The following is a 14,309-nucleotide window of genomic DNA, read 5'->3' as shown; positions in this document are numbered from 1 at the left end:
GTGGCGCCGGGGTAGAGGTCGTCCAGCACACCGGCGATCTGCACACCGGTCGCGGCCAGCACGGCACCGTTCGCGGCCCGCTGCGAGGCCACCAGCTGCCCCGTGAGCGCCTCTCGCACCCGGTCCCGGTCGCGGGGGTCGACGGACCAGGCGGCGTAGTCCTTCAGGTGCGGGAACTTCGCCTTCTGGGCGTCGGTCAGGGCCGTCCTCGCCAGCCGGATCCGGCGCGTGTCGTCGCCGGTCAGGGAGGAGCCCTCGACGCTGATGGAGCCGTCGCGGGAGTACAGCAGCTGGGTGGAGGCGGCGCCGTCCGCGCCGTTCCAGGCGACGGTGTTCCGGTCGATCCAGACCGCCTTGGAAGTGCTCGGGCCGAGACCGGTGGTGCCGGTTCCGGCGGCGGCGTGGGCGACGGCCTGGGGGAGTGCGGCAAGGGACTGGAGGAGGGCGGCGGCGAGCAGGGCACTGGTGATTGCCGCCACGCGCACACCCCGCTTGCCTCGTCTTCCCCGTCCGACCTGGTGGGGCGGGCGCTTCACGGGCGCCGGCCGGCTGGATGTCATGGGTATGGACTCCTTGTGCCGATGGCTTGGTCGGGCTCCGGCCACCCGATGCCGTGAGACGGCCTCATGGCCGGACGCCGGGCGCGACCGTAACCACGAGCGAACGGTTACAGCAAGGGCCTTGAAAGCATCAGCAAGAAACTGCACCCACAGCCATGACGGCTCGTCACATGTTACGGAACGTCGGAAAGTGGCAACGCGTCGTCGTCGCGCAGCGCCGTCCGCCCGGCGGGGGACCGCTGTGTCGTGCGCGCGGTGCAAGGGGTGTCCACAGGACGTCGTAGTAGCAACTGAGCAGGTCTTCCAGGTGAGTTCTCGTTCACGGGCGATCAACTGCACACGCAGGTAACAAGGTTGTCACGCCCAGGGAATCGTGGAGGAATCCTCCTGCAACGTCTTTCGCAAGAGATTGCAACCTTGTATGTTCAACTCGCGCCCGGCGGCCGTCGGTTGAGACAGACGGCACCCCGGCCCTTCTCGAGGGATGTTCCGGGCATTCAGATCAAGGAGTTGCTATGCGACGTGGCATATCGATCGCCGCCGCGGTCACCGTGGTCGCCCTCACCGCCTCGGCCTGCGGTGGCTCGGGCGGCGGCTCATCGAGCACGCCGAAGGATCCCAAGGACATCTCCGGCACGATCACGTACTGGGACACCTCGGATGCCGCGACCGAGGCCCCGACGTACAAGGCCCTCATCAAGCAGTTCGAGAACAAGTACCCGAAGATCAAGGTGGACTACCAGAACGTCCCGTTCACCGACATCGAGCAGAAGTTCAAGTCGGCCGCCAAGAGCGGCAAGGGCGCACCCGACGTCGTGCGCACCGACGTGGGGCTGATGGCCGAGTACGCCGAACTGGGCTACATCGCCCCGCTCGACGGCACCGCGGCACTCAAGGACACCGACGACTTCAGCTCCGTCCCGCTGAACACGGCCAAGTACAAGGGCAAGACCTACGGCGTGCCCTCGGTCACCGACACCCTGGGCCTGCTGTACAACAAGAAGCTCCTGAAGAAGGCCGGCATCACCGAACCGCCGGCCACCTGGGACGAGTTCATCGCCGACTCGAAGACCATCAAGGAGAAGACGGGGGCCTACGGCACCTACCTGAACCCCGATTCCTACTTCCTGCTCCCGCTGCTCTACAGCAACGGCGCCGACCTGGCCGACCCCTCGACGAAGAAGATCACCATCAACGACGGTGCCGCCGTCAAGGCCCTGGAAACCGCGAAGAAGATCAATGACGAAGCGTCGATGAAGGTCGACTTCGCGAACGCCTACCAGAACATGCAAGCCGGCTTCAAGAACGGCAAGGTCGCCATGCTGGTCCAGGGCCCCTGGTCGGTCGGCGACGACCTGAGCGGCACGGCGTTCAAGGGCGACGAGGGCAACCTCGGCTTCGCGCCCGTCCCGGCCGGTGCCGGCGGCAAGGCACAGGCCCCGACCGGTGGCCACAACCTCACCGTCTACCAGGGGTCCAGCAACCTGGACGCCAGCTACCTGTTCACACAGTTCATGACGTCGACACCGAGCCAGATCGCGATCGCCAAGGGCACCGGCACCCTGCCGACCCGCAAGTCCGCCTACACCAGTGAGGTCACCGGGGACGCCAAGATCGCCGGCTTCCAGCCGATCCTGGAGAAGACGGCACGCGCACGCGTGGCTCTCCCGCAGGTCGGTTCACTCTTCACGCCCCTGGCGCAGAACTACGTGAAGATCCTCCAGGGCGACGAGTCGGTCCAGGGCGGTCTCGACGCCACCGCCAAGGAGTTCCAGAAGCTGCTGAACGGCTATTCCATCGGCTGAACCGCGGCGCACCGCCCCACGGTAACCGAAGGACACGCAGCCCCGGGGGATCCATTTCCCCGCTGCCGCCCCGACCGGGGCTCCCCCGGGGCTGCGGAACCACCCGACTTCGCCCGCGAAAGAGCCGATGAGTATGACGACCGCAACGAGCACCGGAAAGACCGACGAGACGGCCCGCGGCCACCGGAAACCACAGCGCGCACCTGGACCGGTCAGGCGGGCGTGGGACAAGTACTGGTACGCCTGGGCCATGGTGGCCCCGGTCGCCATCGTCATCACCCTGCTGGTGCTGTATCCGCTGGGATACGGCTTCTACCAGTCGTTGACCAACGCGACCGAGGCCAACGTCGCCACCACCATCGGCGCCTTCCACCGGCCCGCCACCTACGACTTCGTCGGCCTCGACAACTACTGGCACATCCTGTCGGGCGAGGACGGCGACTTCTACCCCCGGCTGTGGTGGACGGTCCTGTGGACGGTGTCCTGCGTCGTCCTGCAAGTCGGTCTGGGCATGGCACTCGCGGTACTGCTCAACCGCAAGATGCGCCTGCGGGGTTTCTACCGCGCGATGCTGATCCTGCCGTGGGCCGTCCCGTCGTTCATCGGCGTCTTCGCCTGGCGGCTGATGCTCAACTCCCAGTACGGGGTGTTCAACGAGATCATCCAGGCGGTCGGTCTGCCCGCGCAGAACTGGCTCGGCTCCCCGCTGTCCCAGAAGATCGCCGTCATCATGGTCAACGTCTGGATCGGCATCCCCTTCAACATGGTCGCCCTGCTGGGCGGACTCCAGTCGATCCCCAAGGAGCTGTACGAGGCCGCCGAGATGGACGGCGCCTCGCCCTGGCAGCGCTTCGTCAACGTCACGCTGCCCGGACTGCGGCCGGTGTCCAGCACCGTGATCCTGCTGGGCTGCATCTGGACGTTCAACATGTTCAACGTCATCTACCTGTTGCTGGGCAACAACACCACCGGCGACACGGACATCCTCGTCACCTTCGCCTTCCACAAGGCGTTCAACGGGGTCTCGGACTACGCCGGAGCGGCGACCTACGGGATCATCATCCTCGCCCTCCTGCTTGCCTTCTCGACCTTCTACCGCCGCAGCGCCCTGAAGTCCGAGCAGGCGTAAAGGAGCCATCGTCATGACCGCAGCAACGCACGAGACCACCGCCGCGCCCGGCGGTACCGCCCCGCTCGCCGCCCCCGCCCCGGCGACCCGCAAGGCGCGAGGCCGGGAAGAGCGAGGGCTCGGTGCCTCCGTGGCCCTGCACGGCACGCTGATCCTCGCCACCGTGATCGCGGCCTTCCCCGTGGTGTGGGTCCTCTTCATCTCCCTGGGCCCGAAGAACGCCTGGCAGCAGCCGAGCGAGGTGCTGAAGAACCTCGGCTTCCACAACTACAGTGACGTGCTGGCCCATTCGGATCTGCTCCAGTGGTTCCTGAACACCGTCATCGTGGCGGCCGGCACCACGGCCCTGGGCGTCTTCCTCGCCGCGACCGCCGGCTACGCCGTGTCCCGGATGCGGTTCCCGGGCAGCCGGCAGCTGATGTGGGTCTTCCTGGTCACCCAGATGTTCCCCAGCATCGTGCTGATCGTGCCGCTGTACCTGCTCATGTCGGAACTGAACCTGCTCGACAACTACCTCGGACTGATCCTGGCCTACGCGACCACGGCGGTGCCGTTCTGCGCCTGGATGATGAAGGGCTACTTCGACACCATCCCCAAGGAGATAGACGAGGCCGGACGCGTGGACGGCCTCACCCCCTTCGGCACCTTCTGGCGGCTGATCGTGCCGCTGGCCAGGCCGGGCCTCGCCGTGACGGCGTTCTACAGCTTCCTCACCGCCTGGGGCGAGGTCGCCTACGCCACACAGTTCATGCAGTCCGACCACTACACGCTCGCCGTCGGCATCCGCACCTTCGCCCAGGACCAGCGGCCCGACTGGGCGTGGACCTCGGCCACCGCGATCATCATCACCATCCCGGCCGCCCTCGTGTTCATGCTCGTGCAGCGCAGCCTCGTCTCCGGACTGACGGCCGGCGGCACCAAGTCATGACCGGCGGCCCCCCGGCCGGACACCGGCCCCCGCCCACCGGGCACGCGCTTTCGTCGTCACCCTCGTACTCCTTAAGGGAAGCCATGACCCAGCACGTCACCGACACAGTCCCCGACGAAGCCCCCGCCTCCGCCTCCCCGCACCGGGAGTGGTGGCGCGACGCGGTCATCTACCAGGTGTATCCGCGCAGTTTCGCCGACAGCAACGGCGACGGAATCGGCGACCTGCCCGGCATCCGCGCACGCCTTCCCTACCTGGCGAAGCTCGGTGTCGACGCCGTCTGGCTCTCGCCGTTCTACGCCTCCCCGCAGGCCGACGGAGGCTACGACGTCGCGGACTACCGGGCCGTGGACCCCATGTTCGGCACCCTCACGAACGCCTACGACCTGGTGCGCGACGCCCACGCGCTCGGCCTGCGGATCATCGTCGACCTGGTGCCCAATCACTGCTCCGACCAGCACGAGTGGTTCAAGCAGGCGCTTCGCGAGGGTCCCGGTTCCTCCCTCCGGGACCGCTTCCACTTCCGTCCGGGCAAGGGCGCCGAGGGTGAGCTGCCGCCCAACGACTGGGAGTCCATCTTCGGCGGCCCCGCCTGGACCCGGGTCACCGAGCCCGACGGCACCCCGGGCGAGTGGTACCTGCACCTCTTCGCACCCGAGCAGCCCGACTTCAACTGGGACCACCCCGCCGTCCACGACGAGTTCCGCTCCATCCTGCGGTTCTGGCTGGACCTCGGCGTCGACGGCTTCCGCGTCGACGTGGCGCACGGTCTGATCAAGGAGGCCGGCCTGCCGGACGTCGGCCACGACGAGCAGGTCAAGCTGCTCGGCACGCAGCCGGTGCCGTACTTCGACCAGGACGGCGTCCACGACATCTACCGCAGTTGGCGGCGCATCCTCGACGAGTACACCGGCGAACGCGTCGCCGTCGCCGAGGCATGGACACCGAGCGTCGAGCGCAGTGCCCTCTACCTGCGCCCGGACGAACTCCACCAGGCCTTCAACTTCGACTACCTGGGGACCGGCTGGAACGCGGCCGAGCTGCGCGAGGTCATCGACCGCTCGCTGCGCGCCATGAACGCCGTGCACGCGCCGGCGACCTGGGTGCTGTCCAACCACGACGTGGTACGTCACTCCACCCGCCTCGCGGAGGGCGACGCGGCGCGCGGCCTGCGCCGGGCACGCGCGGCGACCCTGCTGATGCTGGGACTGCCCGGTTCGGCCTACATCTACCAGGGCGAGGAACTCGGCCTGCCCGAGGTCGTCGACCTGCCCGACGAAGTGCGCCAGGACCCCGCGTTCTTCCGCACCACGGGCCAGGACGGCACCCGCGACGGTTGCAGGGTGCCGATCCCGTGGTCCGGCCAGGTGCCGCCGTTCGGCTTCGGAGCCGTCGACGGCGGTCCGAGCTGGCTGCCGCAGCCGGCGGAGTGGAAGCACCTGACCGTCGAGGCGCAGGAGGGCGACGCCACCTCCACCCTGGAGTTCTACCGCAGCGCACTCGCCGTCCGCCGCGAGCACCCGGCGCTGGGCGCGGGCCGTCAGATCACCTGGCTCGACGCCCCGGAGGGCGTGCTGGCCTTCCGCCGAGACAGCGCGAACGGCTCCTTCGTCTGCACGGTCAACCTCACCTCCGCTCCCGTCACGCTGACCACGCCCGGCGCGCTGCTGCTGGCCAGCGCCGACGTGCTGCCGGGGGCCGGGACGACAGCACTGCCCGGGGAGTGTGCCGTCTGGTGGACCGTCTGACATGCGTCCGGTACAGACCGTCCCGGTGACCATACGGCTGGCCGACATCGCCGCCCAGGCGGGGGTGAGCGAGGCGACCGTCAGCCGGGTCCTGAACGGCAAACCGAGCGTCGCCGCCGGCACCCGGCAGGCCGTGCTGGCCGCACTCGACGTACTGGGCTACGAGCGCCCGGTGCGGCTGCGGCAACGCAGCGAGGGCCTGGTCGGCCTCATCACCCCCGAGCTGGACAACCCCATCTTCCCGGCGCTCGCCCAGGTCATCGGGCAGGCCCTCACCCGGCAGGGCTACACCCCGGTGCTCGCCACCCAGACGCCCGGAGGATCCACGGAGGACGAACTCACCGAGATGCTGGTGGACCGCGCGGTCGACGGGATCATCTACGTCTCCGGGCTGCACGCGGACACCACCGCCGACACGAAGCGCTACGCGGACCTCCGCGCCCAGGGCGTGCCGTTCGTGCTCGTGGACGGGTTCTCGGCGAAGGTGCAGGCTCCCTTCATCTCGCCCGACGACCGCGCGGCGATGACTCTGGCGGTCGCCCACCTCGTCTCCCTGGGCCACACCAGTATCGGCCTGGCCGTCGGCCCCCGGCGCTTCGTTCCCGTACAGCGCAAGATCGAGGGCTTCGTCCGGGCGGTGCAGGACCAGCTGGGCCTGTCACCGGACCTGGTCGAGTCGACGCTGATCCAGCACTCCCTCTACGGCCTGGAAGGTGGCCAGGCCGCTGCCGGGTCCCTCATCGAGCGGGGCTGCACGGCGGTGGTGTGCGCCAGCGACATGATGGCGCTGGGTGCGATACGGGCGGCCCGGCAGCGCGGCCTGAAGGTGCCCCGGGACTTCTCCGTCGTCGGCTTCGACGACTCGCCCCTGATCGCCTTCACCGACCCGCCCCTGACCACGATCCGCAAGCCGGTGCCCGCGATGGGGCAGGCGGCGGTGCGCACACTGCTGGAAGAGGTGAGTGGGACGCCCGCGCCGCACAGCGAGTTCGTCTTCATGCCGGAGCTGGTGGTACGCGGCTCCACGGCCTCGAAGGCCAGGGTGCGCCACCCCGCCGCCTGAGTCCGGCGCGGAGCCGGCCGAGCGCGGCACGTGCGAACGCGTGGCCAGGGACACGTCGACCGCCGCGACAGCTCTGAGTGGCCGGGCGGGGGCCGGCCCTCGCCCGGCCCCCGCCCGCCGTGTGCGCACCGGCGCCCTCACCGGGCCGCCCTCACTGTCCGCCGAGTCCCGTCGTGGCCACCGACTTGACGATGTGCCGCTGGAAGAAGAGGAACCGTCACGGGCGATCCGCCTCCCTCTGCGGCAGCGGAAGATCCGGGCGGTGATCCCGCAGCCGGCGGACCGGGCCGCGAACCGCAAGCGGCGCGGCCGACTCGGCGGCCGTCCGCCAGCCTTCGATCGCGAGACCTACAAGCAGCGGAACACCGTCGAGCGGTGCATCAACAAGCTCAAGCAGTGGCGCGGCCTGGCCACTCGCTACGACAAGACGGCCACCATCTACCTGGCCGGACTCCACCTCGCCGCCATCTTCATCTGGTCGGCGAGGTGATCCGAAGGAAACGGCTTGGGCACGCTGTTGTCACCGGCGTAGTGGAGTACGTGCGGTGCGACTGTTCGGCATCACCGAGCAGACCGGCATGCGCTGCCTCGGCGCGGCCCACCCGAAAAGCACCGCCGGGCTGCTCAGGTAGCCCGTCTGGTTCAGCTCTGAAGCGTGGCGAGCCAGTCGGTCAGCAGGCTGTTGACCTCGTCGGGGCGTTCCTGCTGGATCCAGTGGCCGCAGCCGTCCAGGAGGTGGGAGGCCGACAGGCGGGGGAGGGTGGTGGGGAAGGCGTTGATGGCGTCGGCCATCCAGATGGTGGAGGGGTCAAGGGCGCCGCCGATGAACAGGGACGGCTGCTTGATGGGAGCTCCGCGGTGCGGGGTGAGGTCTTCCCAGTCGCGGTCCATGTTGCGGTAGCGGTTGAGGGCGCCGGTCAGACCGGTGCGCTCGAACTCCCCGGCGTAGACGTCGAGGTCCTCCTCGCTCAACCATGCCGGGAGCGGGCCGGCGGGGAAACGGTCGCGCAGCCGGCCGCCCAGGGCTACGAAGTGCGGGGCGGGCTCGCCCTCGGCGGGCATGGTGTCGGCGGACAGGGCCGCGTAGAAGCCGGCGAGCCAGCTCCGTACGTCGGGCTCGATCTCCGCCTCGGCGCGGCCGGGTTCCTGGAAGTAGGAGACGTAGAACTCCTGCCCGGGACCGCCGATCTGGCCGAGGATGTCGGTGGGGCGGGGGCCGCCGGGCGGCGCGTACGGGACGCTCAGCAAGCCGACCGCGCGGAAGTTTCCAGGGTGGAGCAGGGCGGAGGCAGCGGCGATGTTGGAGCCCCAGTCGTGGCCGACGATCACCGCGCTCTCCTCGCCGAGGGCGCGCACGACGGCGACGTTGTCCTCCACCAGGTCGAGCATTCGGTAGGCGTCGGTTGCGGCGGGCTTGGAGGAGCGGCCGTAGCCGCGCACGTCGATCGCCACCGCCCGGTACCCGGCCGCGGCGAGGGCCGGGAGCTGGTGGCGCCAGGAGTACCAGGACTCGGGGAAGCCGTGCACGAGCAGGATCAACGGGCCGGTGCCCTGCTCTACCAGGTGCAGGCGCCCGGCCGGGGCCTGGACGGTGCGGTGGCACAGTGCTGCGGTCGACTCGGATCGCATGGGGGCCTTCTCCTCGGTTCATGGGCGGCCGGCGGGAACCCAACGATCATGCGGCGCCGCGGCCACTCGGCGCGAGCAGCGTTGCCATTCTGGCAAGGTTGCAGGACAGAGCGGTGAAGCGGCACGGCGGAAGGAACGGGGATGGTGGCAGGTGACGACGTGACCCAGACGCTGGCGGAGATGGGGCCGCGGCTGCGGGCCGTGCGCGAGCGCCGTGGCGTCACCCTCGCCGCTGTCAGCCGCGCGACCGGCATCTCGCCCAGTACGCTGTCGCGGATCGAGACCGGCCGACGCAAGCCCACCTTGGAGGTGGTGCTGCATCTGGCCAAGGAATACGGAGTCGCCCTGGACGAGCTGGTCGGCACCGCACCCGCCCCCGCGGCCGAACCCCGCAGCGCGGCGCCGCACAGCTTCGGCGACGACAAGGCGGTGTTGCCGCTGACCCAGTACGTCGGCGGCCTGCACGCCCACAAGCACGTGCTGCCTGCCGTCGCGCAGCAGCCTGGGCGGCCCCGCCAGGTGTCCCACGAAGGCTACGAGTGGCTGTGCGTCCTGTACGGGCGGTTGTGGATCGCACTCGGCAACCAGGACCTCGTCCTGACTGCCGGGGACGTCGTCGAGTTCGACACCCGCATCCCCCACGGAGTCGCAAACGCCGGATCCACCGGACCGGTCGAGTATCTGATCATGTTCGGGCCTCAAGGAGAACGTCTACGGCTGCGCACCCCTCCAGCCGCTGGTCGCCGGACTGGTGACGGAAAGGCTGCTGAATGAGCAGTGGTGACAAGCCGCGTGCCTCGTCGGTGACAACCCCACTGCTTCGGCCGGCCTCATTCGCCGCGTCACCCGGCTCTACCGGTGACAACCATCCTGATTCGGCTCAACGATGAGCCGAAGCACGAGCGTTGTCACAAGCCACGGGATGGGTGGGCAAGCCGCTGCTGGCCGCAGGTGCCTTTTTACTCCTCGCTGGCCCAGATCCCCGCGGGTACGTCGCGGCGATAGGGACAGCTCTCGCATGGGCGGGGCGCCGGAGGGCGTAGTGACGGCGGCCAAGCCGACGCCGAAGGCGACCTCGACTGGGTCGTCGCGGTGGATTCCACCATCGTCCGTGCTCACCAGCACGCCGCCGGGGCCCGGGGAAAGGGGCCTCGGCCGGCGAGCCGACAGACCATGCCCTCGGTCGTTCCCGCGGTGGACTGACCATGAAAATCCACCTCGTCGCGGACGGCCGTCGCCGACCGCCGGCGTTCGTCGTCACGCCGGGCCAGGCCGGTGACGTACCCGCTCCACCTCGCCGCCATCCTCATCTGGTCGGCGAGGTGATCCGAAGGAAACGGCCTAGGCGACACGTGCCCCGCAGCCGGCGGACCAGGCCGCGAACCGCAAGCGGCGCGGCCGACTCGGCGGCCGTCCGCCAGCCTTCGATCGCGAGACCTACAAGCAGCGGACGGTCTGACCGAGCTGTACCGGGCCACCGGTGACTCCACGCTGCTGACCGCCGCCCGCACACAGGCCGACGCCTCGACCGTGAGGTTGCAGACCGACGGCGTGCTGCGCGAGCCGGGGGAGAACGACTCCTGCACCGGCGACGGCCCCAGTTTCAAGGATGCCTACGTCCGCGGCCTGGGCCGGCTCAACACCCAGCTCGGCGACCATCCGTACACCGGGACCCTCGCGAGCTGGGCGAACACCGCCTACACCCGCGACCGCAACCCCCTCGACCAGTACGGCCCGCACGGGGGTGGCGGTCCCGGCGCCACGGACTACGGCTGCCAGCAGAGCGCACTGGACCTCCTGAACGCGGCGGGCTGACCGGGACCGACGAGGACCCGCAGCGGCCGAAGGCGCGAAGCCCGGCTCCGTGCCTTCTTCATCTTCCTCGTGCCCGGGTTCGTGCCCGGGACGGGCCGGTGACGCGCCCGCACGCGGCTACTGACGGTGCCGCTCCAGATAGATCGAGGTGAACACGGCGACTTTGGCGCGCAGGGCCCACGGGTCGAAGGGCTTGTTGATGTAGTCGACGGCGCCGGCCGCGTATCCCCGGGCGGAGTGTTCGGATTCCGTGCCCATCGCGGTCAGGAAGATGATCGGAACGTCCCGGGTCCTCGGGCGACGTTTGATGTGGGCGCAGGTCTCGTATCCGTCCATCTCCGGCATCTGCACGTCCATGATGATGACGGCGAAGTCGTCGTGGTCGAGCAGGGCCTTGAGGGCCTCCCGGCCGGAGGAGACCGTGACGAGCTCCTGATCGAGCGTCGCCAGAACTGCGGTCATCGCCAGCAGGTTGTCCGGCTGATCGTCGACGACGAGGATCTTGGGCATGCCCTGTGGCCCCGGCGGCAGCGCACTCACCGTGGCCTGCTCGACGGCGTCCAGCTGGCGTTCCAGGAGATCACAACGGCCCTCCGCCGCGGCTCGCTGGGCCTGCGCCTCCCAAAGGGCTGCTCTGAGGCGCTCCACCTCCAGCTGGAGCGCGTTGCGCTCCTGGATGAGGCCGGAGAGATCCGGAAAGACCTGCGCGAGCTCGTCCGCCCGCTTCTGCTCCGCGACACGGTCGGCCTTCAGCTGGTTGAGCCGCGTCTCCAGGTCGGCGATGCGCTGCGTCCGGTCCAGCAGCGCGTCGCCCAGGACGTCGCCGCGGACGCTGGACCGCCGGGAGACATGGTCGGCGTCGGCCAGCTGCTGCTCGAGGATCTCCACCGCGTGTTTGGGCGACGAGGCGGCGTCCACGGCGGATCCGTACAGACCCCGTACGAACTCGATGGCCTCGGTGGTGACCGCGGTCCCACGATGCTCGGCGACATCGGTGAAGAGATCGCTGATCACCTGCCACGGAGGTAACCGGGTGCCGTTCAGGTAGCGCGAGACCGTGCCCGGATCGAGTCGGCGCCGAGCGGCGTATCGGCGGACGGACACGTGAAGACTCTCGAACAACTCGCGCAACGCCTCGGCCAACGCCCGGGAAGCATCGTTGAGGTCGTCTCCCAGAGGTCGCAGTTCACCCATTGCTCTCTCCCTCGGCCGTGCCGGAGCCCGCAGTGCCCGACGGCTGGACTGTGCCGTCCTCGGTGGCGATGAGCCGGTTGTAGAACTGGACGGCCAGTCCCGTGGCGGCGAGGCCGGCGAGCAGGCTGCGTGCGGTGCCCTCCCCGGCGACGGCCGTCAGCCCGCTTGCCGCCGCCCCGGTGAGCAGGGCGAGCAGCAATACCAGGGATGCTCTCAGCGACAACAGCGAACGATCCACCGTGTTCTTCTCCATTCGTCCAACCCGCCCTGACGCGGCGGGGCTTGCTCCCTGTCCGGCCGATCGCGGACGGAGGAACCAGGATGGACGAAGCCAGAGGTGTTGCAGTCCATGATCCTGAAGCGAGGCGGCACAGACTGTCCGTTGCACAGGTGTTGTCGCCGTTCACAGCCACGTCCTTGCAGATCAGGGGCTTGGCAGCATCGGCCGTTGCCAGAGCGTTGCTCTGCAACGCGCCGATCTCCGGCAACGCCGGAGCGATCGGGTCGGCGGAGTGATCCTCCGTGCACGCCGCGGTTGACGCAGGGGCCCGCCGAGACCGCGAACGTACTCGCTCCCGCGCCCCGAGATGCGACACCCTCACCCCTCCCGGCCCGGGACGGCGTGCCGACCCACCCGGGACGGCGTGTAGAGTGGCACTGCCGACGCGGGGTGGAGCAGCTCGGTAGCTCGCTGGGCTCATAACCCAGAGGTCGCAGGTTCAAATCCTGTCCCCGCTACGAGACGAAGGGGGACCCGGTCGACCGGGTCCCCCTTCGCGTGCCCCCGTCCGCCGATGCACGGGCACGCAAGGCGCCAGGCGGCGCTCACCAGTCGCTGTCCGGGCCGGGCGAACCGTGAGAACGCTTCGGCGGCCCGATCCCGGTTCCGTGATCGCCGACGAACAGCACAACCTTCTGGGCAGGTGGTGAGTCTCCTCATCGATCACGCCGTGATCGGATTCTCGAGGAGACCATCATCAACGCCATACGCAAGACCCTGACCGCTACCGCCGTAGTCGGCACCGTCCTCGCGGGCTCCGCCGCCTGCGGCACGGTGGAGCAGCTCTCCGCCGGTAAAAAGCTCGACCGTGCCTTCGAGAAGCTCGGCAAGAAGAACATGCTCTCCTTCGAGCTCGATCTGGACACCGACGTCACCTCCCTGAAGGCGTTGGACGCCGAGTCCGAGCCCGCGCCCGGCGACGAGATGCCGGACGAGGCCGCCAAGCTGATCAGCGGCGCGAAGATCACTGTCACCGTGCAGTCGAAGAAGCCGCTCGAAGCGTCTGGTGAGAAGGACTTCATCGGCATGGCCATGAAGATCAGCAACCCGGATGGCGGTCTCGCCGAGTACCGGCTGATCGGCGACGAGGCCTACGTCCGTGTCGACACCGACGCCCTCGGCAAGATGACGGGCACTCCCGTGCCGACGGCCGATGACCTCCCCCAGGGAGCCGGGGCGTTCAAGAACCTCCTCGAGGGCAAGTGGGTGAAGTTCAGCACCAAGGAGATGGACAAGGCCGCCGCCGAGGACCAGGGGACCGAGGGAGGTCCCGCGCCCGCCCCGTCCTTCGACGCCAAGACGCAGAAGAAGCTCGTGAAGGCGCTCCGCGGGGTCGTCGCCCGTGAGGTGCGCTTCAAGACTGCCGACGGTGGAGACGGCGTCGAGCACGTCACCGCCACGGCCCCGTTCCGCACGCTGATCACCCAGCTGTTCCGCGAGGTCCGCCCGCTGGCGGCGAAGGACCTGCCGCCGGGCATGGACCTGCCGACGGACAAGGACCTGAAGGACGCCCCCGACACCAAGGTGACGGCGGACTTCACGCTCAAGAACGGTGAGCTGACCGAGGTGGACGTGGACCTCGCCAAGCTGGCCGAGAACGCCAAGGTCAAGAAGCTGGGCCTGACGTTGCGAGTGAGCGATGGCACCAGGCCCACCGCCCCGGCCGGTGCCAAGGAGCTGGACTTGAACGAACTCATGCAGGACTTCTTCGCCGGCCCGGCGATGAACGATGCCGACTTCGCCGAGGGCGACCTCGCCGATCAGGACTTCCCGCAGGACTGATCGCGTCGAGCGCGTACGGCAAGGATGCCGTGTCCGCACGGTGAGCAACGCCTGCGGCGGCCGGCGGTGCGGCATGGGCGTCGAGTCCCGTGCCCACCGTCTCCGCGCGCGTCGGCAAGTCGACCGGCGCTCCTCGCGTCCTCGGCGCCTCGCTCAAGCGCCGTAGCGCCGCACGCAGAGGGAGGAACGAGCTGCTCCGCGGCCGCCGGTGACGTGCGGCCGGCGGCAGCGGAAGAACGCGGTGATCGCCGCCGTGCCCGCCCCACGGGCGTCCGAAACGTCTAGGTGTATTGACCCGAAGCGTTGTTCACACGGCTGATCGGTGGGTGGCCGCCGAGTGCGGTGTGGCAGCGGTGGTGGTTGTAGGTGTGCAGAA

Annotated in this window: 11 protein-coding genes, 1 tRNA gene and 4 pseudogenes; 11 read left to right on the top strand and 5 right to left on the bottom strand. The window is 69.2% G+C overall.

Features of this window, described 5'->3' with window-relative positions:
- Positions 1–422: pseudogene (locus tag ACZ7KF_RS41305) on the bottom strand (hypothetical protein); the annotation flags it as partial.
- A gap of 653 nt (positions 423–1,075) precedes the next feature.
- On the opposite strand from ACZ7KF_RS41305, the gene ACZ7KF_RS41300 reads away from it, so the two are divergent.
- The 6 genes and pseudogenes from ACZ7KF_RS41300 to ACZ7KF_RS41275 all read left to right on the top strand — a co-directional run.
- A complete protein-coding gene (locus ACZ7KF_RS41300) occupies positions 1,076–2,365 on the top strand; it encodes an extracellular solute-binding protein (RefSeq protein ID WP_471087789.1) in 1,290 nt (429 codons plus the stop codon).
- A gap of 133 nt (positions 2,366–2,498) precedes the next feature.
- A complete protein-coding gene (locus ACZ7KF_RS41295; protein ID WP_471087786.1) occupies positions 2,499–3,494 on the top strand; it encodes a carbohydrate ABC transporter permease in 996 nt (331 codons plus the stop codon).
- Between the two features lie 13 nt (positions 3,495–3,507).
- Entirely contained in the window at positions 3,508–4,422 is a 915-nt protein-coding gene (locus ACZ7KF_RS41290) for a sugar ABC transporter permease (protein WP_471087782.1), read from the top strand.
- Between the two features lie 83 nt (positions 4,423–4,505).
- Positions 4,506–6,170 (top strand): glycoside hydrolase family 13 protein, encoded by a 1,665-nt coding sequence (locus ACZ7KF_RS41285; RefSeq protein WP_471087779.1) that lies wholly within the window; start codon positions 4,506–4,508, stop codon positions 6,168–6,170.
- Positions 6,171–6,195: 25 nt separating this feature from the next.
- Positions 6,196–7,233 (top strand): LacI family DNA-binding transcriptional regulator, encoded by a 1,038-nt coding sequence (locus ACZ7KF_RS41280; RefSeq protein ID WP_471087795.1) that lies wholly within the window; start codon positions 6,196–6,198, stop codon positions 7,231–7,233.
- Positions 7,234–7,402: 169 nt separating this feature from the next.
- Positions 7,403–7,723, top strand: a pseudogene (locus ACZ7KF_RS41275) (IS5/IS1182 family transposase); the annotation flags it as partial.
- Between the two features lie 152 nt (positions 7,724–7,875).
- Here the strand turns inward: ACZ7KF_RS41275 and ACZ7KF_RS41270 are convergent.
- Positions 7,876–8,862: an alpha/beta fold hydrolase gene (locus ACZ7KF_RS41270; protein ID WP_471087776.1), complete on the bottom strand. Its 987-nt coding sequence runs from the start codon at positions 8,860–8,862 to the stop codon at positions 7,876–7,878.
- A 144-nt stretch (positions 8,863–9,006) separates the two neighbouring features.
- Between ACZ7KF_RS41270 and ACZ7KF_RS41265 the strand changes: the two genes are divergently transcribed.
- Entirely contained in the window at positions 9,007–9,636 is a 630-nt protein-coding gene (locus tag ACZ7KF_RS41265) for a helix-turn-helix domain-containing protein (RefSeq protein WP_471087792.1), read from the top strand.
- 185 nt (positions 9,637–9,821) lie between these two features.
- Here ACZ7KF_RS41265 and ACZ7KF_RS41260 read toward each other — a convergent pair whose 3' ends face one another.
- On the bottom strand, positions 9,822–9,968 hold the full coding sequence (locus ACZ7KF_RS41260) for a DUF6283 family protein (protein WP_471087773.1): 147 nt from the start codon (positions 9,966–9,968) through the stop codon (positions 9,822–9,824).
- Here ACZ7KF_RS41260 and ACZ7KF_RS41255 point away from each other — a divergent pair.
- Together ACZ7KF_RS41255 and ACZ7KF_RS41250 are read left to right on the top strand one after the other, a co-directional pair.
- Positions 9,922–10,318 (top strand): annotated as a pseudogene (locus ACZ7KF_RS41255) (transposase); the annotation flags it as partial. The gene ACZ7KF_RS41260 and the pseudogene ACZ7KF_RS41255 sit on opposite strands and share 47 nt — an antisense overlap.
- Positions 10,318–10,677, top strand: a pseudogene (locus tag ACZ7KF_RS41250) (glycoside hydrolase family 76 protein); the annotation flags it as partial. The pseudogenes ACZ7KF_RS41255 and ACZ7KF_RS41250, both read left to right, overlap by 1 nt.
- Positions 10,678–10,794: 117 nt before the next feature.
- Here the strand turns inward: ACZ7KF_RS41250 and ACZ7KF_RS41245 are convergent.
- Positions 10,795–11,871 (bottom strand): response regulator, encoded by a 1,077-nt coding sequence (locus ACZ7KF_RS41245; RefSeq protein ID WP_471087770.1) that lies wholly within the window; start codon positions 11,869–11,871, stop codon positions 10,795–10,797.
- A complete protein-coding gene (locus ACZ7KF_RS41240) occupies positions 11,864–12,124 on the bottom strand; it encodes a hypothetical protein (RefSeq protein ID WP_471087767.1) in 261 nt (86 codons plus the stop codon). The genes ACZ7KF_RS41245 and ACZ7KF_RS41240 overlap by 8 nt, the downstream gene beginning before the upstream one ends.
- Before the next feature lie 411 nt (positions 12,125–12,535).
- Here ACZ7KF_RS41240 and ACZ7KF_RS41235 point away from each other — a divergent pair.
- Both ACZ7KF_RS41235 and ACZ7KF_RS41230 read left to right on the top strand, forming a co-directional pair.
- Positions 12,536–12,609: transfer RNA gene (locus ACZ7KF_RS41235), tRNA-Met, on the top strand.
- 316 nt (positions 12,610–12,925) lie between these two features.
- The gene (locus ACZ7KF_RS41230; protein WP_471087764.1) at positions 12,926–13,933 is read left to right on the top strand and encodes a hypothetical protein; all 1,008 of its coding nucleotides are present in this window, start codon (positions 12,926–12,928) and stop codon (positions 13,931–13,933) included.
- Positions 13,934–14,309 lie beyond the last annotated feature (376 nt).

The organism is Streptomyces sp. NPDC038200 (assembly GCF_055600785.1).
Note: the sequence above shows the minus strand (reverse complement) of the source record. Positions and strands in the feature narration are given on the sequence as shown.

Bases quoted from the DNA above. Each gene is read 5' to 3' on its own strand.
- ACZ7KF_RS41245 (WP_471087770.1), bottom strand. From the start codon at position 11,871: ATGGGTGAACTGCGACCTCTGGGAGACGACCTCAACGATGCTTCCCGG.
- ACZ7KF_RS41295 (WP_471087786.1), top strand. From the start codon at position 2,499: ATGACGACCGCAACGAGCACCGGAAAGACCGACGAGACGGCCCGCGGC.
- ACZ7KF_RS41240 (WP_471087767.1), bottom strand. From the start codon at position 12,124: ATGGAGAAGAACACGGTGGATCGTTCGCTGTTGTCGCTGAGAGCATCC.
- ACZ7KF_RS41285 (WP_471087779.1), top strand. From the start codon at position 4,506: ATGACCCAGCACGTCACCGACACAGTCCCCGACGAAGCCCCCGCCTCC.
- ACZ7KF_RS41290 (WP_471087782.1), top strand. From the start codon at position 3,508: ATGACCGCAGCAACGCACGAGACCACCGCCGCGCCCGGCGGTACCGCC.
- ACZ7KF_RS41300 (WP_471087789.1), top strand. From the start codon at position 1,076: ATGCGACGTGGCATATCGATCGCCGCCGCGGTCACCGTGGTCGCCCTC.
- ACZ7KF_RS41270 (WP_471087776.1), bottom strand. From the start codon at position 8,862: ATGCGATCCGAGTCGACCGCAGCACTGTGCCACCGCACCGTCCAGGCC.
- ACZ7KF_RS41260 (WP_471087773.1), bottom strand. From the start codon at position 9,968: ATGGTGGAATCCACCGCGACGACCCAGTCGAGGTCGCCTTCGGCGTCG.